The organism is Sporosarcina sp. BP05 (genome assembly GCF_014282005.1).
In the GTDB taxonomy this organism is placed as follows: Bacteria; Bacillota; Bacilli; order Bacillales_A; family Planococcaceae; genus Sporosarcina.
On sequence record NZ_JACFTD010000002.1, the window covers coordinates 445,617 to 466,847 of the forward strand.

Annotated in this window: 16 protein-coding genes; 11 read left to right on the forward strand and 5 right to left on the reverse strand. The window is 44.4% G+C overall.

The window, feature by feature from the left end; translation table 11 throughout:
- Window positions 1–81: 81 nt before the first annotated feature.
- From addB to H2672_RS19530, 6 genes are all read left to right on the forward strand, one after another.
- A complete protein-coding gene (gene addB / locus H2672_RS03975) occupies window positions 82–3,579 on the forward strand; it encodes a helicase-exonuclease AddAB subunit AddB (RefSeq protein ID WP_186669241.1) in 3,498 nt (1,165 codons plus the stop codon).
- On the forward strand, window positions 3,557–7,270 hold the full coding sequence (addA, locus tag H2672_RS03980) for a helicase-exonuclease AddAB subunit AddA (protein WP_186669612.1): 3,714 nt from the start codon (window positions 3,557–3,559) through the stop codon (window positions 7,268–7,270). The genes addB and addA overlap by 23 nt, the downstream gene beginning before the upstream one ends.
- Complete coding sequence (locus H2672_RS03985; RefSeq protein WP_255485298.1) at window positions 7,267–8,463, forward strand: DUF418 domain-containing protein; 1,197 nt, start codon at window positions 7,267–7,269, stop codon at window positions 8,461–8,463. The genes addA and H2672_RS03985 overlap by 4 nt, the downstream gene beginning before the upstream one ends.
- Before the next feature lie 42 nt (window positions 8,464–8,505).
- Window positions 8,506–9,405, forward strand: coding sequence for a fumarylacetoacetate hydrolase family protein (locus H2672_RS03990; RefSeq protein ID WP_186669243.1), 900 nt, complete (start codon window positions 8,506–8,508; stop codon window positions 9,403–9,405).
- Window positions 9,406–9,478: 73 nt separating this feature from the next.
- The gene (locus tag H2672_RS03995; protein ID WP_186669244.1) at window positions 9,479–9,853 is read left to right on the forward strand and encodes a YisL family protein; all 375 of its coding nucleotides are present in this window, start codon (window positions 9,479–9,481) and stop codon (window positions 9,851–9,853) included.
- A 22-nt stretch (window positions 9,854–9,875) separates the two neighbouring features.
- Window positions 9,876–10,007 carry a hypothetical protein gene (locus tag H2672_RS19530; protein WP_255485299.1) on the forward strand — a complete coding sequence of 44 codons (132 nt, stop codon included), beginning with the start codon at window positions 9,876–9,878 and terminating at the stop codon, window positions 10,005–10,007.
- Between the two features lie 150 nt (window positions 10,008–10,157).
- On the opposite strand, the gene H2672_RS19535 is transcribed toward H2672_RS19530, so the two are convergent.
- Window positions 10,158–10,280, reverse strand: a complete 123-nt coding sequence (locus H2672_RS19535) for a hypothetical protein (protein ID WP_255485300.1) — start codon at window positions 10,278–10,280, stop codon at window positions 10,158–10,160.
- 1,045 nt (window positions 10,281–11,325) lie between these two features.
- Between H2672_RS19535 and H2672_RS04000 the strand changes: the two genes are divergently transcribed.
- Window positions 11,326–12,786, forward strand: coding sequence for an alpha-amylase family glycosyl hydrolase (locus H2672_RS04000; protein WP_186669246.1), 1,461 nt, complete (start codon window positions 11,326–11,328; stop codon window positions 12,784–12,786).
- Window positions 12,787–12,825: 39 nt separating this feature from the next.
- Here H2672_RS04000 and H2672_RS04005 read toward each other — a convergent pair whose 3' ends face one another.
- The 3 genes from H2672_RS04005 to H2672_RS04015 are packed head-to-tail and all read right to left on the reverse strand — an operon-like array spanning window position 12,826 to window position 15,869.
- Window positions 12,826–14,151, reverse strand: a complete 1,326-nt coding sequence (locus tag H2672_RS04005; RefSeq protein ID WP_370569593.1) for a CoA-disulfide reductase — start codon at window positions 14,149–14,151, stop codon at window positions 12,826–12,828.
- A gap of 23 nt (window positions 14,152–14,174) precedes the next feature.
- The gene (locus H2672_RS04010; protein WP_186669250.1) at window positions 14,175–15,032 is read right to left on the reverse strand and encodes a DegV family protein; all 858 of its coding nucleotides are present in this window, start codon (window positions 15,030–15,032) and stop codon (window positions 14,175–14,177) included.
- 27 nt (window positions 15,033–15,059) lie between these two features.
- Complete coding sequence (locus H2672_RS04015) at window positions 15,060–15,869, reverse strand: Cof-type HAD-IIB family hydrolase (RefSeq protein ID WP_186669252.1); 810 nt, start codon at window positions 15,867–15,869, stop codon at window positions 15,060–15,062.
- Window positions 15,870–16,006: 137 nt separating this feature from the next.
- Between H2672_RS04015 and H2672_RS04020 the strand changes: the two genes are divergently transcribed.
- From H2672_RS04020 to H2672_RS04035, 4 genes are all read left to right on the forward strand, one after another.
- On the forward strand, window positions 16,007–16,774 hold the full coding sequence (locus H2672_RS04020; RefSeq protein ID WP_186669254.1) for a prolyl oligopeptidase family serine peptidase: 768 nt from the start codon (window positions 16,007–16,009) through the stop codon (window positions 16,772–16,774).
- Between the two features lie 54 nt (window positions 16,775–16,828).
- Window positions 16,829–17,137 (forward strand): metal-sulfur cluster assembly factor, encoded by a 309-nt coding sequence (locus H2672_RS04025; RefSeq protein ID WP_067211901.1) that lies wholly within the window; start codon window positions 16,829–16,831, stop codon window positions 17,135–17,137.
- Between the two features lie 237 nt (window positions 17,138–17,374).
- Complete coding sequence (rraA, locus tag H2672_RS04030; protein ID WP_186669261.1) at window positions 17,375–17,857, forward strand: ribonuclease E activity regulator RraA; 483 nt, start codon at window positions 17,375–17,377, stop codon at window positions 17,855–17,857.
- 174 nt (window positions 17,858–18,031) lie between these two features.
- The gene (locus tag H2672_RS04035) at window positions 18,032–20,167 is read left to right on the forward strand and encodes an ATP-dependent Clp protease ATP-binding subunit (protein ID WP_186669270.1); all 2,136 of its coding nucleotides are present in this window, start codon (window positions 18,032–18,034) and stop codon (window positions 20,165–20,167) included.
- 840 nt (window positions 20,168–21,007) lie between these two features.
- Here the strand turns inward: H2672_RS04035 and H2672_RS04040 are convergent.
- Entirely contained in the window at window positions 21,008–21,193 is a 186-nt protein-coding gene (locus tag H2672_RS04040; RefSeq protein WP_186669272.1) for a YjzD family protein, read from the reverse strand.
- Between the last annotated feature and the right edge of the window lie 38 nt (window positions 21,194–21,231).

The window sequence follows — 21,231 nt, forward strand, 5'->3', positions numbered from 1 at the left end:
CTGTACAATGGAAGGTAAGGATGATAGGGATTTTTTTATTGGATAAATTATACATACACACATAGAAAGGGAGGAAACCATATGTCACTGCGTTTCATAACCGGTAGATCGGGCGCTGGAAAGACGACGTTCATTGAGCGGGAAATGGCTGCCGAACTAGAGCGGAATCCGATGGGGGCGCCTGTTATTGTCATTGTGCCTGACCAGATGTCGTTCTCGATGGAGCATAGTATGTCCGTTAATTTCGGCTTAAAAGGGATCATCCGTGCACAAGTGTTGACGTTCAAACGGTTGGCGTGGCGTGTGCTGCAGGAAACAGGCGGCATTACGCGCAAGGAAATAGATGGCTTCGGGTACCGGATGCTTGTACGAAGTGTTTTGGAAGACAATCGGGACCAGTTCAAATTGTTTCGGCAAGCGGCAAGCAAACGTGGATTCACGGAACAAATAGGGGACTTGCTGAAAGAGTTTAGTCGCTATTGCCTCGATCACCAAACGATGAGCAATCTCTACGATGCGCTGGCTTCAACAGGTGCACCGCGCACATTGCTCGACAAAGCGGAAGACTTATCCTTGTTGCTGACAAAAATCGAAGAAAAGCTGGGCACGACTTACGTCGATAGTGAAGGACATCTGGCCCTTCTTGCCTCACAAATTACCCATTCCGACCTGTTAAAAGGGGCTGATATCTATATTGACGGTTTTGAAAACTTTACGACGCGGGAATACGAAATTGTCACGGAACTGATGAAACACGCCAACCGACTGACAGTTGTGTTACCAATGGAAGGCGCTCTCACTGGTTTTGCGGACCATGAATTATTTTTCAACCCTGTACGGACTTCCCTCAAATTGCGTGAACTAGCGCGTGCTGAATCGGTGGAAGTAGAGGAAGATATCCATTTGGCAGATTCGCCGCGTTATCAAAATGAAGATTTAAAACATTTTGAGGCGGAATTCGACCATTATCCCGCGAAACAACAGCCGTCAGCAGGCAATATTGTCTTAGTTGAAGCGGCGAATCGTCGCGCGGAAATCCATTCAGTGGCACGTACAATTCGCGAATTAATGATTGCAGGCAAGCGGTACAAAGACATTTCGATTTTGTACAGGCAGCCTGAAAAGTATGATGAACTAATTGAAACGATTTTCCCGCATTATGATATTCCGGTGTTCATTAGCCAGAAGAAACCGATGTTGCATCACCCGCTTATCGAGTTTTCACGTTCTGTGTTAGAAGCGGTGACAACGGGTTGGTCGTATGAATCAGTGTTCCGCGCGGTAAAAACAGATCTATTTTTCCCGCACCGAGAAACAAAGTTATTATGGCGTGATCGTGCAGATAGACTCGAAAACTATGTCCTTGCCCATGGGATTTACGGCCAGCGGTGGTTCGATGACAGTCGTTGGCGCGTGAAAAAGTATCGCGGCCTTGAACTGTATACAGATGTGCAAACGGACGAAGAGCGTGCAATGGAGCAAGAACTGCATATGATTCGCGATGAAATTCGGGATCCACTTGCCGACTTTGAAAAGCGTTTGAAGCGGTCCGAAACGGGACGTGATGTAGCGGAAGCCTTGTTTTTATTCATGGAAAACTTACATGTTTATGATAAAATCATCGATCTGCGTGCGGAAGAAGAACGTGCAGGACGATTACTTGGCGCAACGGAACATGAACAAGCTTGGAACGGCTGGATTAATGTGCTGGATCAGTTTGTCCTTATGTTCGGGGATAAAAAAATGGATGCTGTAGAAGCAGCTCGAATTTTGGATGAAGGATTCGACTCACTCGAATTTGCTCGCATTCCGCCGTCGCTTGACCAGGTGACGGTATCGACTGTCGAAGTTTCAAGTTTAATGGATATTGACGCAGTATTTGTACTCGGGGTCAATGATGGCGTCATGCCGAAACGCGTTGACAATGAAGGACTGCTGTCGGATGCAGACCGTGAATGGTTTTCGGAAATCGGCTTTGAACTGGCACCCACGTCGAAGATGAAATTGATGGATGAAACGTTTATGGCTTATCGTGCATTTACAGCACCGCGCGAAAAATTATATGTGTCATATCCCGTGGCAGACGAGGAAGGGAAAGCACTTATTCCATCGCTGTACATTTCGAGAATTGGGCATATGCTGACAGGAACTACAACGAAAATCGCCGTAACGGATCCGTCCGAATTGACGCTAGAAGCCAATCAATTCGATTACATCAGCCACCCGCGTTCGGCACTACCTTATGTGTCGATGAAGTTGAAAGAAGCGGAACAGTCGGGTGTGCTGGAACGTGAATGGCGTGCGGTCATGGCGTATTACGACGAGGATCCCTATTGGTCGTCTGTAATTAGTCATATCATACGCCCGATGAATGCGAAGAATGGGGCGGAACGACTGCGTCCAGAGATAACGGAAGGCTTGTACGGGGAATCATTTGTTTCTAGTGTGTCACGGATTGAATCTTATTACAGCTGCCCGTTCCAGCATTATGCGTCGTTTGGACTTGGCTTGCGTGAACGGACGGAATTTACGCTGGAAGCACCGGCAATCGGGGATTTATTTCACGCCGCGCTTAAATGGGTGTCCGATGAAACAATGCGTCTCGGGAAATCGTGGGCAGAACTGACGCGCGAAGAATGTTGGAAGCTTGCGCGAGCAGCGGTGGAAGATATATCGCCTTACTTCTTCAACCGGATTTTATTGTCAACGAACCGTTATGTTTATATTAAACGTAAGCTCATGCACATTATTCAACGAACGATTTTTTCACTTAGTACGCAGGCCAAATCGACTGTATTCAAACCGATTGCTATTGAAGCAGGATTTGGACCTGGCGAAGAATTGCCAGCGCTTGAAATTCCATTGCGCCGCGGTGATTCAATGAAACTACGTGGTCGAATTGACCGTGTCGATGCGACAGAAATAGGCGGCAAAAACTATGTCCGTGTTGTCGACTACAAATCATCCGCGAAAAGCCTAGATTTAACGGAAGTGTATTACGGCTTGTCCTTGCAAATGATGACTTATCTTGACGTAGCACTAGAAAACGCAGACGAATGGCTCGGCATACATGCGGATCCAGCGGGCATTTTGTATATGCATATTCATAACCCGATGATCCGCTCCGGTTCCGAATTAACACCTGCACTCCTTGAGGCAGAAGTCGCGAAATCCTATAAGATGAGAGGCTATCTGCTCGATAATCAGGAAGTTGTCATCGGCATGGATGCTGATATCGGCAGATCATCTTCAATCGTGCCAGCCTCTATTAAAACGGACGGTACATTTGCGAAAACGTCGAAAGTACTATCATCAGATGATTTGCAGATGATGCGGTCGTTTGTTAGAACACGCCATCAAAAAGCTGGAGATGCAATGCTTGCGGGCGATACACGTGTTTATCCCTATAAATTAAAAAATAAAATGCCATGCGAATTTTGTTCGTATCGTTCGGTTTGTCAGTTCGATCAAACAGATCCGTCAGCGGAACATCGGCCTTATGCTGAAATGGACCCAGAAATGTCGCTTGATAAAATGCGCAAGGAGGTGGCGGATGATGAACATACCCGTGAAACCTAAGGGACTAACATTTACTGACGCTCAGTGGAAAGCAATTTGGGCGACAGGGAAAGATATTCTCGTTTCCGCTGCTGCTGGTTCGGGGAAAACAAAGGTGTTAATTACACGAATGATTGAAAAAGTATTGGATGAAAATAATCCAATCGATGTCGATGAATTGCTCGTTGTGACATTCACCAATGCATCTGCTGCGGAAATGCGACACAGGATGGCGGAAGCGTTGGAAGAAGCGATTGCTGCAAGGCCGGAATCCGTCCACTTGCGCAGGCAGTTGAATTTATTGAACAAAGCACAGATTTCCACACTGCACTCTTTTTGTATGAACGTCGTTCGCCAATATGCTTATTTAATCGATATCGACCCGGGATTCCGAATTGCGGATAGTACGGAAGCGGCGCTGTTAAGTGACGATACAATTGGGGCAGTACTTGAAGATGCTTATAGTGCAGAAAATCCGGAAGCGATGTACCGGCTGGCGGACAGTTTTACGTCTGACCGCAACGATCAGTCCATCGAAACTCTGATTGACCGCTTGTACGATTATTCCCGCGTTCACCCAGTACCGGAACAATGGCTTCGCGAAATTCCCATGCAATATGAAATTGGTGATCAAGCTTCTATAGATGATCTTGAATTCATCGAACCACTGAAAACGGCTATACGCCATACGCTTGAAGAGGCAGTGGCGTTAACTGGAGATATGCGAAACATTGCGCTGATGGTGGATGGACCTGAACCGCTTGCTGCTACGGCTGAAGCGGATTTGATGTGGATCAATGAAGCGATTCGGCGCGTAACGGATGGTACATGGGAAGAAACGTATGCATTTTTTGGCTCGCTTAAATGGGCAAAAGCGGGAACAATTCGCAAAGACTCGTGTGATGAAGAACTTGCAAAACGAGCGAAAGCGCTGCGTGATGCGGTGAAGAAAATTATTAATACGTTGAAAGAATCCTATTTCACGAGAACGCCAGCGCGTTTACTTGATGAAATTCGGTTAATGGCGCCCACCATGCATACACTTATTGACTTAGTGATTGAGTTCGGCAGGCGTTTTGAACTTGTGAAAATTGACCGAGGGATTGTCGATTTCTCGGATTTGGAACATTATGCGCTACGGATTTTATCGAATGCGCAGGACGGAGAACTAGTCCCTTCTGATATCGCAGTTGATTACAAAAATCGGTTTTCAGAGGTTCTTGTCGACGAATACCAGGATGTCAATATGTTGCAGGAGACGATTATCCAGCTCGTCAAGCGCGGCGGGGAAGAGGACGGCAATTTGTTCATGGTTGGCGATGTAAAACAGTCAATTTACCGCTTCCGTCTTGCTGAACCAATGCTGTTTCTTGGCAAATACAATCGATTTACGGCAACGGATGGCCATCATGGCTTGAAAATCGATTTGAATGCCAACTTCAGAAGTCGTAAAGAAGTGCTCGATGCGACAAATTTCATCTTTTCGCAAGTGATGGGCGCGCGTGTCGGAGAAATCGATTACGATGATGCGGCGGCGTTGAAATATGGCGCAAACTACCCAGAAAAAGCCGTAACAGCAGGTTTGACGCTACTGTATGAAGAAGAGGAAGACGAACAGGAACTAGACGCTGCCACGGAACTAGCAGGCCAAAGCTTGAAGAGTTCGCAGGCGGAAGCGCGATTTATGATTAAAAAAATCCGAGATATGATCGCATCAGGTGCTGAAGTAACGGATGCGTTCAGCGATAAAAAGCGCCCTCTTGAATATAGGGATATCGTTATTTTGATGCGTTCAATGACATGGTCGGGTGAAATCGCAGAGGAATTCAAACTGGCGGAAATTCCAATCTATGCTGAACTAAAACGCGGCTATTTTGATGCACTTGAAGTAATGATTATGTTGAATACGCTCCGTGTGATTGATAATCCCTATCAGGATATTCCGCTTGCATCTGTCCTTCGTTCACCATTTATCGGCATGACGGAAAATGAGTTGGCGCAAATCCGGCTCGCTGGAAAAAGTGAGCCGTTCTTTGAAGCGTTGAAGCGTTTCGTTACAACAGGCGGAGCAGGTGTTGCAGCGGCGACGCAGGAAAAACTGCAACGCTTTTTCAATCAGTTTGAGGATTGGCGCAACTTGGCGCGGCGTGGATCGTTGTCCGAACTAATTTGGCAAGTCTATTCCGATACGCATTATTATGAAATGGTCGGTGCAATGGCAAATGGTAAACAGCGTCAAGCCAATCTTCGTGCGCTGCATGACCGGGCAATTGACTATGAAAAAACGTCGTTCCGTGGGCTGTTCCGTTTTCTACGTTTTGTTGACCGTATGCGTAAGCGGGGCGATGATCTTGGTGCGGCGCGATCGCTTACTGAAAAGGAAAACGTTGTTCGTATCATGACTATCCATTCATCAAAAGGACTGGAATTTCCTGTTGTGTTCATCGCAGGGGCAGGCCGGAAATTCAATAAAATGGATTTCAATGAACCGTATTTATTTGACCAGCATTTTGGACTGGCTGTGAAAGCGATTGACCCGGACAACCGAATCACCTATACATCTCTACCGTTTCTTGCAATGAAAGAAAAGAAAGAGCTTGAAATGCGTGCGGAGGAAATGCGTGTGTTATATGTGGCCATGACGCGGGCGAAAGAGCATCTTGAAATCATTGCTTCCGTAAAAGATATTGAAAAGTCGATTGTCAAATGGCAGGACGCCCAGTTGGTCGACCCTGACCTGATGTTGCCTGAGTATACAAGGTCACGCGCAAACGGTTATTTAGACTGGATTGGTCCAGCTGTCGCTAGACATCCGGCATTTGCGAAATTTGGTAGTGTCCCAGGCGGTCAGTCTGTAATAGATGCCTCGGTGTGGCAAATAGATGCGCTTCCAGTTTCGGCATTGTTCACGAAGGTTGAAGAAATCGATGAGGGAACAGTGAAATCATTGGACGCGGTCCCGATTAAAGAGGTGGACGAGGGTATGCTGCTTGAAGTGAAACGCAGGTTTGACGCGACATACCCGTATCTTTCATCGGTGACAAAACGGTCCAAACAGACGGTCAGTGAGTTGAAACGGCTGTCGATTCTAGAACAGCAGGCGGAAGATGACTTCTTGGTGTCTACGAATGCTGATGTCAGTACGGCGTATCTTCATAATCGACCAGCCTTCATGCAATCGCGGGCACTATCTGCGGCGGAAGTAGGGACAGCGATGCATACGATCATGCAACATATTGATATCCGTAGAGAAAGTAGCGTCGCTGACGTTGAGAAGCTCTTAACGGAATTGACGGGCCGTCAGTTGCTGACTACAGAAGAAGCGATTGCGGTCGATGCGAATGCGGTTGCACAATTTTTCCAAACGGCGATTGCGAAACGGCTTATGACAGCTGCGCAAGTGGAGCGGGAATTGCCGTTTACGTACGCTTTTGATGATAAAGACGGCGACTACCAAATTCTGCAAGGAATCGCGGATTGTTTATTCGAAGAGCAAGATGGCTGGGTACTGCTGGATTATAAAACTGACCGAGTTCGCGGACGCTTTGGTTCCGATGAAGAAGTCGATGCGGAAATGCAGGTCCGGTATGGCATCCAGTTGAATTTGTACAAGAAGGCGATTGAAGAAATTGTGAAAATCGACATAAAAGAGATGGTCCTATATTTATTTGACGGACAGAGGACTGTAACTATTCAGGGGGAATCAAGTTGAAATTAACACCAACAACGCTTGGAAATCGTATTGAGGCGCTCGATATGCTGCGTGGGTTTGCATTACTCGGCATATTCATCGCGAATATGCTAGTATTCCATTCGCCATATATGTATATGGATCCGTATACATGGTTCAGTACACCGGCTGATATGGCGACATTTAAATGGATTGATATTTTTGTAGAAGCGAGTTTTTACCCGATTTTTGCGATGCTGTTTGGCTATGGTTTGAATATGCAATATGAGAAATCGATTGCAAACAAGATGCCATTTGCGCCGGTTATGGCACGTCGTATGGGTGTATTACTTGGGTTCGGATTGATCCATGCACTGCTCATCTGGATGGGCGACATTTTATTCACATACGCGCTGATGGGCTTTATCATGATTGCATTTGTAAGAATTCCGAAGAAGTGGATGCTGCCTTTAGCTTCCTTCGTGTATATTGTGCCTTCAGGAATCATGTATGGATTCACTTATTTTCTAAATAAATTTGATCCGAATGCACTTATGGAAGGTTACGTGGATATACATCAAATTGAACGATCGCTTGAAGCGTATGCCTACGGTAGTTATGGCGAAATCTTTAGCTTCCGTCTTTCTGAATGGCTTACTTACGGATTGCCGGCATCGTTACTGGGCGTCTTTGTTATATTGCCGCTGATAATGATTGGGGCCGGATTGTCTAAGTGGAAAGTAATTGAGCGTGCTGGGGAATTAAAAGTGGGCATCGCAATCGTGACTGCAGTTTCACTAGCTGCGGGCATTTGGATGAAAGCTGCGCCGTTTATTGGTAGTCCTTCAATGGACGCGATTACTTTGCAATCACAATTTGGTGGGCCTGTTTTAGCGATTGGTTATATCGGCTTGTTACTTTTACTTTACCAACTGCCGTTAGTTCGCACACTACTGCGACCTATTTCAAAAGCGGGCAGGATGTCGTTGACGACGTATATTACGCAATCGATTGTAGGGACACTAATTTTTTATGCCTACGGTTTCGGCATGTATGGCAAAGTAGACGTGGCAACGGGAGTAGGTATTGCAGTCGGCGTGTTCATCATTCAAGTCCTATTTGCAGAACTGTGGCTGTCGAAATTCCGCATGGGTCCACTGGAGTGGTTGTGGCGTAAAGGAACATACGGAAAAGTTTTGCCGAATAAAGAGGAAAAGGATCGACCTTTGTCGTAGTAATCAGAATAGGGGTTTTATTATGAAGGGATGGGCTGACAGATGAAATTATTATCGTTCCGTTACGACGGCAGGACGTTATTTGGACCTAAAGTGAAGAAGGAAGATGCAGTATGGGATATGCTGGCTATTGCAGAAGCGTTTGAGGATACTGATTTTCCACAAACAATCACGGAAGGTATTGCATCTGGTCTGGATTTCGTTGAAAAGGTACGAAAACTTGCAGAACAGGCGCGAGTGGATGAAGATTCGGCGCGTTTCAAATATGCATTCACAGCTATTGAATGGCTTTCTCCAATTCCGAGAACGCCTAAAAATATCCTGTGTGTAGGCAAGAACTACGCAGATCATGTAGCGGAAATGGGTGCAGATGCACCGCCTGAAAAACTGATGATCTTCACGAAATCACCAACCGCTATTGCAGCGGATGAGCAAGACGTTTCAGTCCATGCCGATGTGACGGATAGCCTTGATTACGAAGGGGAACTTGCGGTTGTTATTAGCAAGGGCGGCCGTAATATCCCGAAACAATTGGCCTATGATTATATTTTTGGTTACACAATTGCAAATGATGTGACAGCGCGTGACGTACAAGCGGCACATGGCCAGTTCTTCTTAGGAAAAAGTCTCGATGGATCGTGTCCAATGGGGCCATATATCGTGACGAAAAATGAAATACCGAATCCACAAAATTTATCAGTTGTGACAAAAGTGAATGATGAAGTGCGACAAAATGGAAACACAGCGTCGATGATTTTCAAAATCGATGAACTGATTGCCGAAATATCACGTTATGTGACGCTTGAACCAGGTGATGTCATTTTGACGGGTACACCTGCTGGCGTCGGCAAAGGCATGGCGCCTCCAACATTTTTAAAACAAGGCGATACTGTAAAAGTGTCCATTGAAAGCATCGGAACTCTTGTAAATAAGTTTGTTTGAGTAGTTTCCCTTTTGTGATTTAGTCAATTGTGATACGATTATTTAGTATTACTAACTAAATGAGGTGACTAATTTGGACGTATTATCAAACACTACACATCTTCATATTTTCACATGGGTTGTTGGAATTATCTTATTCCTAGTTGCTGCAAGTATGGATACAGAGTCAAAAGGAAGAAAGATTCTTCATATGATTGCACGCCTATTCTACGTGCTAATTTTAATTTCAGGCGCATTGTTATTCTTCGAATACTCATCACTTGACGGCGCGTTATATGGCGTCAAATTCTTATTGGGCTTCCTGACAATAGGTATGATGGAAATGGTGCTCGTTCGTTCTTCAAAGAACAAGAGTGTCAAAGTAGTATGGATCCTGTTTTTCGTCTTCGTATTGGCGACCATGTTCCTCGGCTTTAAATTGCCAATTGGTATTAGCTGGTTCGCTTAATTTTTAGTAACGGGGTGTGAAGATGGAATCTAGTATCGGGCCGATTTTACTTATCGTTGTTTTGATGTTAATGGTCTTGTTTGCCGTTTCCGTCTTCCTGTTTTCCCGAAAAAAGCGGTCATCTGTTGAAGACGTTGATCTATTTGATGAATGAAACACTCGCTGGCGATTGTGCTGGCGGGTGTTTTTTATTGAATTGGAAATTTAGGGTTGGGAATAGGGTTTCCTAAAAGATAACACATGCGTTGATTAACTAAAAAAACCAGTAAATAACTTAATCAAACATTAGGCGCTTCGTGTACAGTTATTTTTGGATTTCATTGGATTGAACGACCTCTATACGATTACCTAGATGTCTTGATGTGTAGGGATGCGACTCCGTCACATCCCTACACATTTTCTCGGTAATCGTATGGTGCTTATTCATCCGTCGCGCTCCAAATGTATTCGTACACAAAGAGCTAGAGCTTTTTTGGACGAAAGAATAGAGGGTCATCTACCTGGAGAAAAGCCGCCAAAGATGAAATTTTGGCGGCTGAAATTATCTTTAGTGTTTTCTCTTTTTTACAAGTAGAGAAGTGTTGCTTTCTACAAATCATCACATGATTACATGCATACTATTTTCTAGAAGTAAGCAAGGAACGCATTGTACAACGTGCAAGAGTGCCCGAAATTGCATCTTCGGGCACTGACATTCTCTATAGAAAGTCATCTAATCGTTTCATTCAAACATAACTGCATTTTTCACTTGAACATTGAAGGTACGCGACAGGCAATTATTCGCAACAGGATGACCGAAATAAGTGTGGCTAGAAGTGACGGAGTCACTTCTAGCCACACATGCCTCTCGGAAAAAGTGTCGTGATTATTTCGCCGAAAGCGAACCGCAAATGAACCAGAGAAAATGGAGTTTAATAACTCTTTCTTACCTGCTTTTTATCATCAAGCCTTCCGACGTACAGGACGTACTAGTGCCGACGTTGCCGCAGGACGTGGCAACGTCGGCCAGCGCTTGTCGGGGCTAAACGGCACCTTGCGCTTTTCCGTATTGTCTAGTCTCAGGCGGCCAGACGCTCGGGGTCATAAGTCGGACTGGCTGTGCGGGAAGAACGCCGCTTCGCCAGTTCGCCTTATGCCTGTCGCGTCTATGCAGGCCGCATCGACTTTTCCATATTGTCTAGGCTACAGGTGCCAGCCCCTCGAGTCGCTTCAGACTTGTTGAAAAAGGCAAAGACCGCCTTTATCATCAAGCCCTCCGACGTACAGGACGTACTAGTGCCGACGTTGCCACAGGACGTGGCGAATTTAGTCGGCCAGCGCTTGTCGGGGCTAAACGGCACCTTACGCTTTTCGTTATTCACAATATCGACCTATTTCATTCGTAAGGGTAAGGTTTTTGGCGTAAACAATGGCGACAAGTCACTTCGTTTGGTAAAATGACGAGTGACAGCTCGTATTGAGGAGGCAATTTTGTGAAAGTGAATAAATGGTTTGGACTTATTGCAACTTTTCTATTACTGGTATCTACCCTATCTCCAGCAGGGGTTTTTGCAGAAACGGAAAGAACAATAGAGGATGAAAGTATATATGATTTGCTTGTGGACCGGTTTAATAACGCGGATGGCAAGAACGACATTGACGTGAATACGCAAGATTTGAGTGCGTTCAGCGGAGGCGACTTTACAGGAGTCGGCACGAGACTTGAGCATATTGTACGAATGGGCTTTACGCTTATTTCACTTGGATCCGTCTTTGAAACGGAAACGTATGATGGAAGTAAAGTGCTTGATTATGCGAAGCTTGAACCGCATTTCGGTACTTCTGAAGAATTTAGTAAGATGATCAAAGCAATTCATAAGCAGGATATGTCCGTAATAGCTGACTTTCCACTCGCAGGAGTAAGTGCGAATCATGTTTGGGCAAAAGAGGGAACGGTCAAGGCACTTCCTGCTGCGGACGGAACAATTGATTGGGATACAACAGACGCAGCAACACAGAAAGCGTTGAAGGAAGCCATCGTTGATTTCGTGGAAACATATAAATTGGATGGAATCCGTTTAACAAAGATGGACAAGGTCGACACAGCATTTTTGAATGAAATCATTCAGGCTGTAAAAACGGTTAATCCAAAAGCATATGTACTAACGAATGAAGAAAGTGACGCGGATTTCGATTCTGCTCCGAATAACGAAAAGATGAGCGCAATGAGAAATTCATTTGTTAACTATGACGCGGACTCTTCACCGCTATCGATATTTTCAAATGCAACTGAAAAGGAATTAATCCAGTTCGATGAATTAACAGGACCGCGTTTTACATACGACATCGTAGAAGCTAGAATGTTCCCGCCGACGAGGTGGAAACTTGCGATTACGGCACTATTTTCAATGCCAGGGGTACCGATTATGCCTTATGGTACCGAAATCGCTGTGAATGGCCAATCGGCTCCTGAAAGTCATCAGCTCATGAATTTCAAAATCGATGAGGAGTTAATTGAACACATCGGTGATCTTAACAAGTTGCGCAACAAATCAGAAGCGTTCCGTAACGGGGACTTTGAAATGTTGCACAATGACAAAGGATTTACAGTGTATAAGCTGTCAAATGATGAAGAGACATGGATTGTCGCGCTTAATAATACGACTGGGACATCCAATTTGGAAATACCGAAAGAAGTAATCGGAGACAATAAAAAATTGCGCGGTTTACTCGATGGTGATTTGGTACGAGAAGGTAAGGATGGAATTTACCGCGTCGTATTGGAACGTGAAGTTGCAGAAATTTACATCGCTGATGAAGACAAAGGGTTCAATACGCCTTATCTAATCGCATCGATTTTAATCTATGTACTGTTCCTTGGATTCCTGTTTATGGCATGGAGAAAAGGGCGTCAAGGTAGACAAGATAGAAAAGCTGAAAAGCAAGCGCGTTAAACAACACCAGATCGGCAACTTTGCCAATCTGGTGTTTTTTTAACGCGCTTTATACCCAATCATATTAACGGGATCTTTCGGTGATGAATAGGGTGGGGAGTAGCCGAGTTCAAGGGCAGCCAGGTCATCGACAGTCATTTTGCCCATGATTGCGGTTGCAATGACGTCAATTCGTTTGTCGACTCCTTTATCACCGACCGCCTGTGCGCCCAGGATGAGCCGGGATTTTACGTCATAATGAACACGCAGTAAAATACGCCCGTGGTCGGGGTAATAACCTGCATTTGTTCGGCCTTCATAGACGGCCGTGCCAAATTCAATCCCTTCGTCGGTTAAGCTTTTAGCCGAATGACCTGTCATAGCCGCGGTCAGAGCAAACAATTTCGTAATCGTCGTGCCAAGGAGCCCATTCATTTCGACTGGATTGCCGGCCAGATGGCGCGCAACGATGAACGATTGCCTGTGCGCAGGCCATGCTAGTTTAACGCTTTTCGGTTTACCCGTGAACCAATCTTTACATTCAGCCGCGTCGCCAATTGCGTAAATGTCAGGGTCATTTGTCTGCATATAACTGTTGACGATGATCCCTTTCGTCGGCCCGATATGTAAGTCGGCTTCAATCGCAAGTTGCGTATCAGGGTCGATTCCAATGCTAGCCGCGATAAAGTCAACTTCAAAGTTCATGCCATTTTTCATAATCAAGCGCTTGCCTTCAATGCGTTCGATGGTATCTTCGAAGTAGAGGTCGACCTGATTATCCTTCATTTCCTTGCCGAGCACTTGAGAAATTTCAGGATCCATTACTTTCATGACGCGTTCATTACGATCAATAAGAGTTGTTTTTAATCCTTTGTGGGTGAAGTTCTCAACAAGTTCAATCCCGATGAATCCGCCTCCAATAACAGCGCAAGACTTCGGTTTTTCACGTTCTATATAGTCGATAATTTCTTCCATTTCCCTAAAGTTCTTCAGTGTAAATAAAGGTAAATCACCGAGTCCTTTTAAGTCAGGTGTACGGGCGATTCCACCAGGCGATAAAATAAGTTTGTCGTATGATTCTGTAAAGACATGATCTGTCTCCATATTACGTACTTCAACCGTTTTCTGTTCCCGATTAATGGCAAGTACATCATGCCCTAACTTAACGGTTATATCTCTTTGCTCGCTAAACTTTTCGGGAGACGAGCCAACTAACTGCCACTTATCTTCAATTAATCCCCCGATGACGTATGGCATTCCGCATGTACCATAACCAAGTACCGGATCACGTCCAACTAATATAATCTCCGATTCTGGAACTGCGCGTCTAATTTGTGCGGCGACAGTGGAACCGCCCGCAATTGCACCGACAATTATAATCTTCATCAATAAATCCTCCTCGAATCAGATTACTGATTAACTTTATTCAAGAAAAAGACGCCTACTGTACCAGGACCCACATGAGCACCGATAACAGATCCAATCATTTGAATTTCAATACTTTTTGGATGGAATTGTTCTTCTATTATGGCTTTCAATTCGAGTGCTATGCCTTCGTCGTCACTATGGCAAATTGCAATCGTCTGTTCAGCAAGTTGATCGCCGCGCTCTGCCATGAGCTCAGTCATACGGCGCAAAACTTTTTTGCGTCCACGGTGTTTTTCAATCGGAACAAGTTTACCGCCTTCGACGTGGAGCAGGGGTTTAATATTCAGCAGCCCGCCAATGAATGCACTTGTTTTAGATACGCGACCACCGCGCGCCATATAATCAAGGTCTTGCACCGTGAAGAGATGCTCCATATGTGCCGCCATGTATCGGATTTTTCTCTCTATCGTACGCACATCGTCTTCTCTCGCATCGCGTAGCCGAACTGCTTCTTTTACTAGAAGTCCGTAACCAAGCGAAGCACATCTTGAATCGATAATAATAAGGTTCATATTCGGATTCGTTTCTTTTGCTTGATCTCCAGTCATGATTGCGGTGTCGTATGTCCCGGATAACACGGAAGAAAAAGCGATGTAAATCCCATTTTCGCCTGATACTGCGAGTTCCTTCCACTTCCGAAGGAACAGTTCAGGTGATACTTGTGACGTTTTAGGCTGTTTGCCATCGCGAATGGCTTGGTAGACTTCTTTAGAATCAATTGTCATTATATCGTCGTACTCTTGGTCATCGATGAGGACGCGTAATGGGAAGAGTGTTACATCATTGTCTTCGAAAAATGACTTTGGTAAATCACTTGCACTGTCCGCAAATATTCTCATGTATTTCCCTCCATTGGATAATTATAGTTATTCCAAGTGTAACCTTTCGCGGAGCACCCGTGCAATGCCATCCTCATTATTCGTGTCTGTTACTTCATCTGCAATCGATTTCAGGCGATCAATGCCATTTCCCATTGCAACCCCGACTCCAGCATAGTCAATCATTTCAAGGTCATTGTCTTCATCACCGAAAGCGATAATCCGCTCTCTGGGAATATCCATCCACTTCGAGACATGTGAAAGTCCGACAGCTTTATTCAAGCCATGCCGTACGATTTCAATGACTTTCCACGGAGCTCCCCATTGACGATGATCAATGACTTCTGCGTGTACATCGCCGAGATGGCGTCTAATTGCATCGACTTTATCGTCAGGTGCATGGATCAGTAAACTTGTAGGATCGACTTGCAAAAAGTTCCGAATGTCTCCTTGCGTTATTTTAGGATCACCAAATCCAAAAATATCAAGCAGTTTTTCATCGTGATGATGCATGTATACATCATCCATCACTTCGGCAACAATATTATGGAATGTAAATTGCTGCATCGCATCAATGACGTCTTTCACTACAGGTAGTGAGATTGTTTCATGAATCGTTTTCCAAGATTGATCATAAGGATGGTGAACGAATGCACCGTTGAAATTGACAATCGGTGTTTTAAGTCCAAGCTGACGGTAATACACTTCACTCGCGCGGTACGGTCTTCCAGTCGCAATCATAATGTGATGGCCTTTTTCTTCTGCTTTTTTCAGTGTAAGCTTGGTTTTATCTGAAATTACTTTTTCGTCTGTCAGTAATGTCCCGTCAAGATCGAGGACGATTAAATGTGGCTTCAAAAAAAACGCCTCCTTCTATTAAGTAGTCTATCGTTAACATAGGATTCAAGTCAAAAAATCTCTTCATGAAATCGTGCTTTTTGTTTTTTTAGAAAAACTTTGGTACGCTCAAGTGAAAAGGAAAAGGTGTGATTTCGATGAATGTAACCGAAGAGTTATGGGGCGATATCCCCTTATTGCATATAGTTGAAGATGAGTTTAAAGACAAACAAGTTCCAGTCGTCATTTTTATTCACGGATTTACGAGTGCTAAAGAGCATAATTTACATTATGCCTACAATATGGCAAAGCAGGGTATACGAGTTCTCTTACCTGACGCGCATCTACATGGTGCCCGGGAAGATAATCTGGATGAAGTTCAACTAAGTTTGCGGTTTTGGGAAATCGTTTTGACGTCAATTGAAGAAGTGAGTTTCATTCGTGAAGAGCTGGTGCAACGCGGGCTTCATTCAACAGGCAAAATTGGTTTGGGTGGCACATCGATGGGCGGTATTACGACGCTTGGCTGCCTCGCTGTCTATGATTGGGTCGATGCCGCCGCCGTTATGATGGGGGCGCCTGGCTTTGTCCAGTTAGCGAAAGCACAAATGTCTGGGTTCGAACGTCGTGGTTTTAAATTACCCATCACTGATGAAGAAAAAAAGAAATTATTAGCCACATTATCTACGTTTGATTTAACAAAACACCCATCCGCATTGAACAACAGGCCTATCTACTTTTGGCATGGCGAGCAGGATACAGTTGTGCCCTATGAACCGACGCACAACTTTTATAAGGCAATCAAAAAGGAGTATGCGGCTGCGCCGGAACGAATTGAGTTTGTTTCAAATGAAACTGCAGGCCATGTGGTTTCTAGGGCGGGAATGCTTCAAGCCGCAGATTGGTTTGCTTGGCATTTGAAATGAAGAGCTGAACTCTGCTATGATTGAGATAGTAAAAACACGAAATGAGGGATGAAGATGAGCCAGGATATGAAAGATAGCATGATGGGGGCACTTGAAAACGTAATTGACCCGGAACTTGGAGTCGATATCGTCAACTTAGGTCTTGTATATGATGTAGAGTTGGACGAAGAAGGCACGTCAAAAGTGACAATGACACTAACATCGATGGGCTGTCCAATGGGACCGCAAATCGTTGCCAACGTTACACAAGAACTGATGGAACTTCCAGAAGTGAAAAACGTAGATGTTAATATCATTTGGAGTCCACCATGGTCAAGAGATAATATGTCTCGTTATGCAAAAATAGCATTAGGCGTAAGATAATAGAAAATAGTAAGGCCGTGCGACTTAGTGATAAGTCGCGCGGCCTTTTTTTGTGGGGGGCGCGGATAAATCGTTGAAACCGCGGGTAAACCTTGAAAAACGTGCGTAATCCCACAATTCAGAACTTCCCTCGTTAGGTCTACAATCCTATTTTATTTCACATCAAAAAAGGAATATAGAAACAATGTCGAATTCTATAAATATAGAAAATAACTTTAAAAAGGGGAGTGTGTTCAAATGTCGATGAAAACTGCCGATGTATGTGATGATTTTTCAAATGAATTGCAAGTTTGTTCAACGGAATTTAAATCGTATGGCAAAAACAAAAGATTCTCTGGCCCAATTTCTACCGTGAAAGTATTTGAGGATAACGTATTAGTAAAAGAGGCGCTGCAAACGATTCCAGAAGGTAGTGTCCTTGTTGTCGATGGCGGCGGTTCAAAAAAGTGTGCATTAATGGGTGACAATTTAGGCGATATTGCAGAAACCCGCAAGCTTGCTGGTGTCATCATCTACGGATGCGTCCGCGATACGGCAGAATTGATTGAACAAAATATTGGGGTGTTAGCACTTGATAGCAACCCGATGAAGAGTAAAAAAGAGGGGGAAGGGGAAAAGGGTAGTAAACTACATTTCGGAGACGTAGACTGGATCCCCAACCACTATGTTTATGCAGATGAAGACGGTGTTATAGTGGCCACCCGTAATCTGTACAATTAACTATGAAATTCCGAAAGGGTAAGAATACCTTTTTGGAGTTTTTTTATGTCCATTGATTCATTAATTAATCACTGTGCAAATCGCTTTACTTTCAATCAAATCCATCCTATAATTTAATTAATCAAAGATGGTCAAAGTCAGGTGTGACATATAGAAAGGTGGATGTATATGCGAATGGATGGACAACAAGAAGACCAGCGTACACCTCTTGAACAATTTGGACGGAATCTTGTGGAAGAAGTTAAAAAAGGGAAAATGGATCCGGTTATCGGACGTGATGAGGAAATTCGTAACGTTATTCGGATTTTATCGAGAAAGACTAAAAATAATCCTGTATTAATTGGAGAACCGGGTGTCGGGAAGACAGCAATCGTTGAAGGACTTGCGCAACGAATTGTGAAAGGTGACGTGCCGGAAGGATTAAAAGATCGCCAAATTTTTGAACTTGATATGAGTTCACTTATCGCGGGTGCAAAATACCGCGGTGAATTTGAAGAGCGCTTAAAAGGCGTACTGAAACAGGTGAAAGATAGCGCTGGGGAGATCATTCTTTTCATCGATGAAATCCATACAATTGTCGGCGCAGGAAAAACGGAAGGCGCAATGGACGCGGGCAATATGCTAAAACCGATGCTTGCACGCGGTGAATTGTACTGCATCGGCGCAACGACACTTGACGAGTACCGGATGTATATCGAAAAAGATCCAGCGCTTGAACGTCGTTTCCAGCAAGTACTTGTTCGTGAACCGTCTGTTGAAGATACCGTGTCGATTTTACGGGGGCTGAAAGAACGCTACGAACTTCACCATGGTGTGCGCATTCATGACAGGGCGATTGTTGCAGCTGCAACATTATCAGACCGTTATTTAACAGAGCGTTTCTTGCCGGATAAAGCAATCGACTTAATAGATGAAGCGAGTGCGATGATTCGGACAGAAATCGATTCCATGCCATCCGAGCTGGATGCAGTGACACGCCGGATTATGCAGCTTGAAATTGAAGAGCAAGCGTTACGCAAAGAAAAAGACGCAGTCAGTAAAAATCGTCTTGAAGTGCTTCGTGACGAATTGAAAGAGCTGAAAGATTCGTCATCAGGTATGCGAGCGCAATGGGATTCTGAAAAAGAAACTTTACGTGGAATCCAGGATAAGCGTGAGAACCTCGACCGCTACAGACGTGAACTTGCAGAAGCTGAAAACCGTTTTGATTTGAATAAAGCTGCGGAACTCACTTACGGGAAAATTCCGACGCTTGAAAGTGAATTGCATGACCTTGAGTCTGTACTTGTAGAGGGGCAGGAAAACCGTTTGCTCCGTGAAGAAGTGACGGAAGAAGAAATTGCGATGATTGTTGGGCGTTGGACGGGAATACCGGTGACGAAACTAGTTGAAGGTGAACGTGAAAAACTGCTCCGTCTGCGTGAAACACTTGAAGAGCGTGTAATCGGACAGGACGACGCTGTGCAACTAGTGACGGAAGCCGTGTGGCGCGCACGTGCGGGCATTAAAGACCCAGACAAACCAATCGGCTCATTTCTATTTTTGGGACCAACGGGCGTTGGGAAAACAGAGCTTGCGAAAACGCTTGCTGCGACCCTGTTTGATTCGGAAGATCATTTCATCCGCATCGACATGTCGGAATATATGGAAAAACATAGTGTGTCGCGACTTGTCGGCGCACCTCCGGGCTATATCGGTTACGAAGAAGGCGGCCAATTAACGGAAGCAGTACGACGTAATCCCTATTCAGTGGTTCTGTTAGATGAAATCGAGAAAGCGCATCCGGACGTCGCAAATATCTTGCTGCAAGTATTAGATGACGGCCGAATCACAGATAGCCAAGGTAGACTCGTCAACTTTACGAACACCGTCGTTATCATGACCTCGAATATCGGCTCAGCGTACTTACTTCATGGACTCGATGCTACAGAGAATCATGCAGCAGAAGATTTAGTCATGGGCGAATTAAAAAAACATTTCAAACCCGAGCTATTAAATCGGATGGATGACATCATTATTTTCCATTCACTTACGGGCAAATCATTCCGGAAGATTGCACGGAAAATGATTGAAGACCTCGTCAAACGATTACGCGAACAAGAAATCGTTATGGAGTATAGTGAAGACGTGCTTGATTGGATTGTCAATGAAGGCACAGATGCTGATTTCGGTGCACGGCCATTGAAACGCTTTATCCAACGACATGTTGAAACAATGGTTGCAAAAGAAATCATTAAAGGTGAACGAAAGCCAAATGATAAGCTCATTTTAGCTATGGAAGACGGGAAATTAGGTATTCAAACAGATTAAAATAGAGAAGCCGCAGGATGTTTGTGAACTTCCTGCGGCTTCTTTTAGTAATGTATCCCACGTCTGTAGATTAACCAATAGTAACCAGCAAATAACTTGATCATACACTGGTGCTACGTATGTAGTTGCATTTGGATTGCTTTGGATTGAATGACTACTATTACGATTACCGAGATATCTGGATGTGTAGGGATGCGATTTTGTCGCATCCCTACACACTTTTTCCGTTAATCGTATGGTGGTCCTTCATCTGTCGCTCTCCAAATGCATAAGTACAAGTAGTGCTGAAGCTTTTTGGAACGAAAGAATAGCTGACTTCCTACCTGCAGAAAAGCCGCCAAAGATGCAATTTTGGTGGCTGATGCTTACTGTATGGTTTTTTCTTTTTAATTAAAGAAGTGTCACTTTCTATAGGGTATCACATCATTAGAGGCACACTCTTTGCTAGAAGTAAGCGAGAAGTACATTATACAACGTGCAATAGTGCCCGAAATTGTATCTTCGGGCACTTACAATCTCTATAGAAAGACATCTACTCTTTTCTTCCAAAACAACTGCATTTTTCACTGGAACAGTGTAGGTTCGCGACAGGCAACTATTCACAACAGGATTACTGAAGAAAGTGTGTCTAGAAGTGACAGAGTCACTTCTAGACACACTAGGCCCCCTCAGTAAATCTGTCACGAATAGTTAGCCGTAAGCGGGCCGAAAATAATCCAGTGAAATGAAGGTTATCAAGCCCTTCTCACCAGTATTTCATGCAAATAAATGGTTAATCAACAGACATGAATGCGTCCAATATAAAAACCATCTCCAGCGAGGGAGATGGTTTCTTGTTGATTAATGATCTGCAATTTCGCCTTCTGGGAAAGATTCAGCCAGTAAGATTATGATTACAGAAACGACGGCTGAAACGATTGCGCCTGTCATGAAGTCGAAAACAGGTACGTTAGCGATTGCTCCAGAAACGTAGTTCAACATTGAAATTAAACAGAAAGACCAGAAAAATGTCATTACGTATTTCATTGAATTCACCTCTACATTACTATTTCATATTTCATCAT

Excerpts from the sequence above, each read along its gene's own strand:
- addB (WP_186669241.1), top strand. The coding sequence starts at position 82 with ATGTCACTGCGTTTCATAACCGGTAGATCGGGCGCTGGAAAGACGACG.
- addA (WP_186669612.1), top strand. The coding sequence starts at position 3,557 with ATGAACATACCCGTGAAACCTAAGGGACTAACATTTACTGACGCTCAG.
- H2672_RS03990 (WP_186669243.1), top strand. The coding sequence starts at position 8,506 with ATGAAATTATTATCGTTCCGTTACGACGGCAGGACGTTATTTGGACCT.
- H2672_RS19530 (WP_255485299.1), top strand. The coding sequence starts at position 9,876 with ATGGAATCTAGTATCGGGCCGATTTTACTTATCGTTGTTTTGATGTTA.
- H2672_RS19535 (WP_255485300.1), bottom strand. The coding sequence starts at position 10,280 with ATGAATAAGCACCATACGATTACCGAGAAAATGTGTAGGGATGTGACG.
- H2672_RS04005 (WP_370569593.1), bottom strand. The coding sequence starts at position 14,151 with ATGAAGATTATAATTGTCGGTGCAATTGCGGGCGGTTCCACTGTCGCC.
- H2672_RS04010 (WP_186669250.1), bottom strand. The coding sequence starts at position 15,032 with ATGAGAATATTTGCGGACAGTGCAAGTGATTTACCAAAGTCATTTTTC.
- H2672_RS04020 (WP_186669254.1), top strand. The coding sequence starts at position 16,007 with ATGAATGTAACCGAAGAGTTATGGGGCGATATCCCCTTATTGCATATA.
- H2672_RS04025 (WP_067211901.1), top strand. The coding sequence starts at position 16,829 with ATGAGCCAGGATATGAAAGATAGCATGATGGGGGCACTTGAAAACGTA.
- rraA (WP_186669261.1), top strand. The coding sequence starts at position 17,375 with ATGTCGATGAAAACTGCCGATGTATGTGATGATTTTTCAAATGAATTG.
- H2672_RS04035 (WP_186669270.1), top strand. The coding sequence starts at position 18,032 with ATGGATGGACAACAAGAAGACCAGCGTACACCTCTTGAACAATTTGGA.
- H2672_RS04040 (WP_186669272.1), bottom strand. The coding sequence starts at position 21,193 with ATGAAATACGTAATGACATTTTTCTGGTCTTTCTGTTTAATTTCAATG.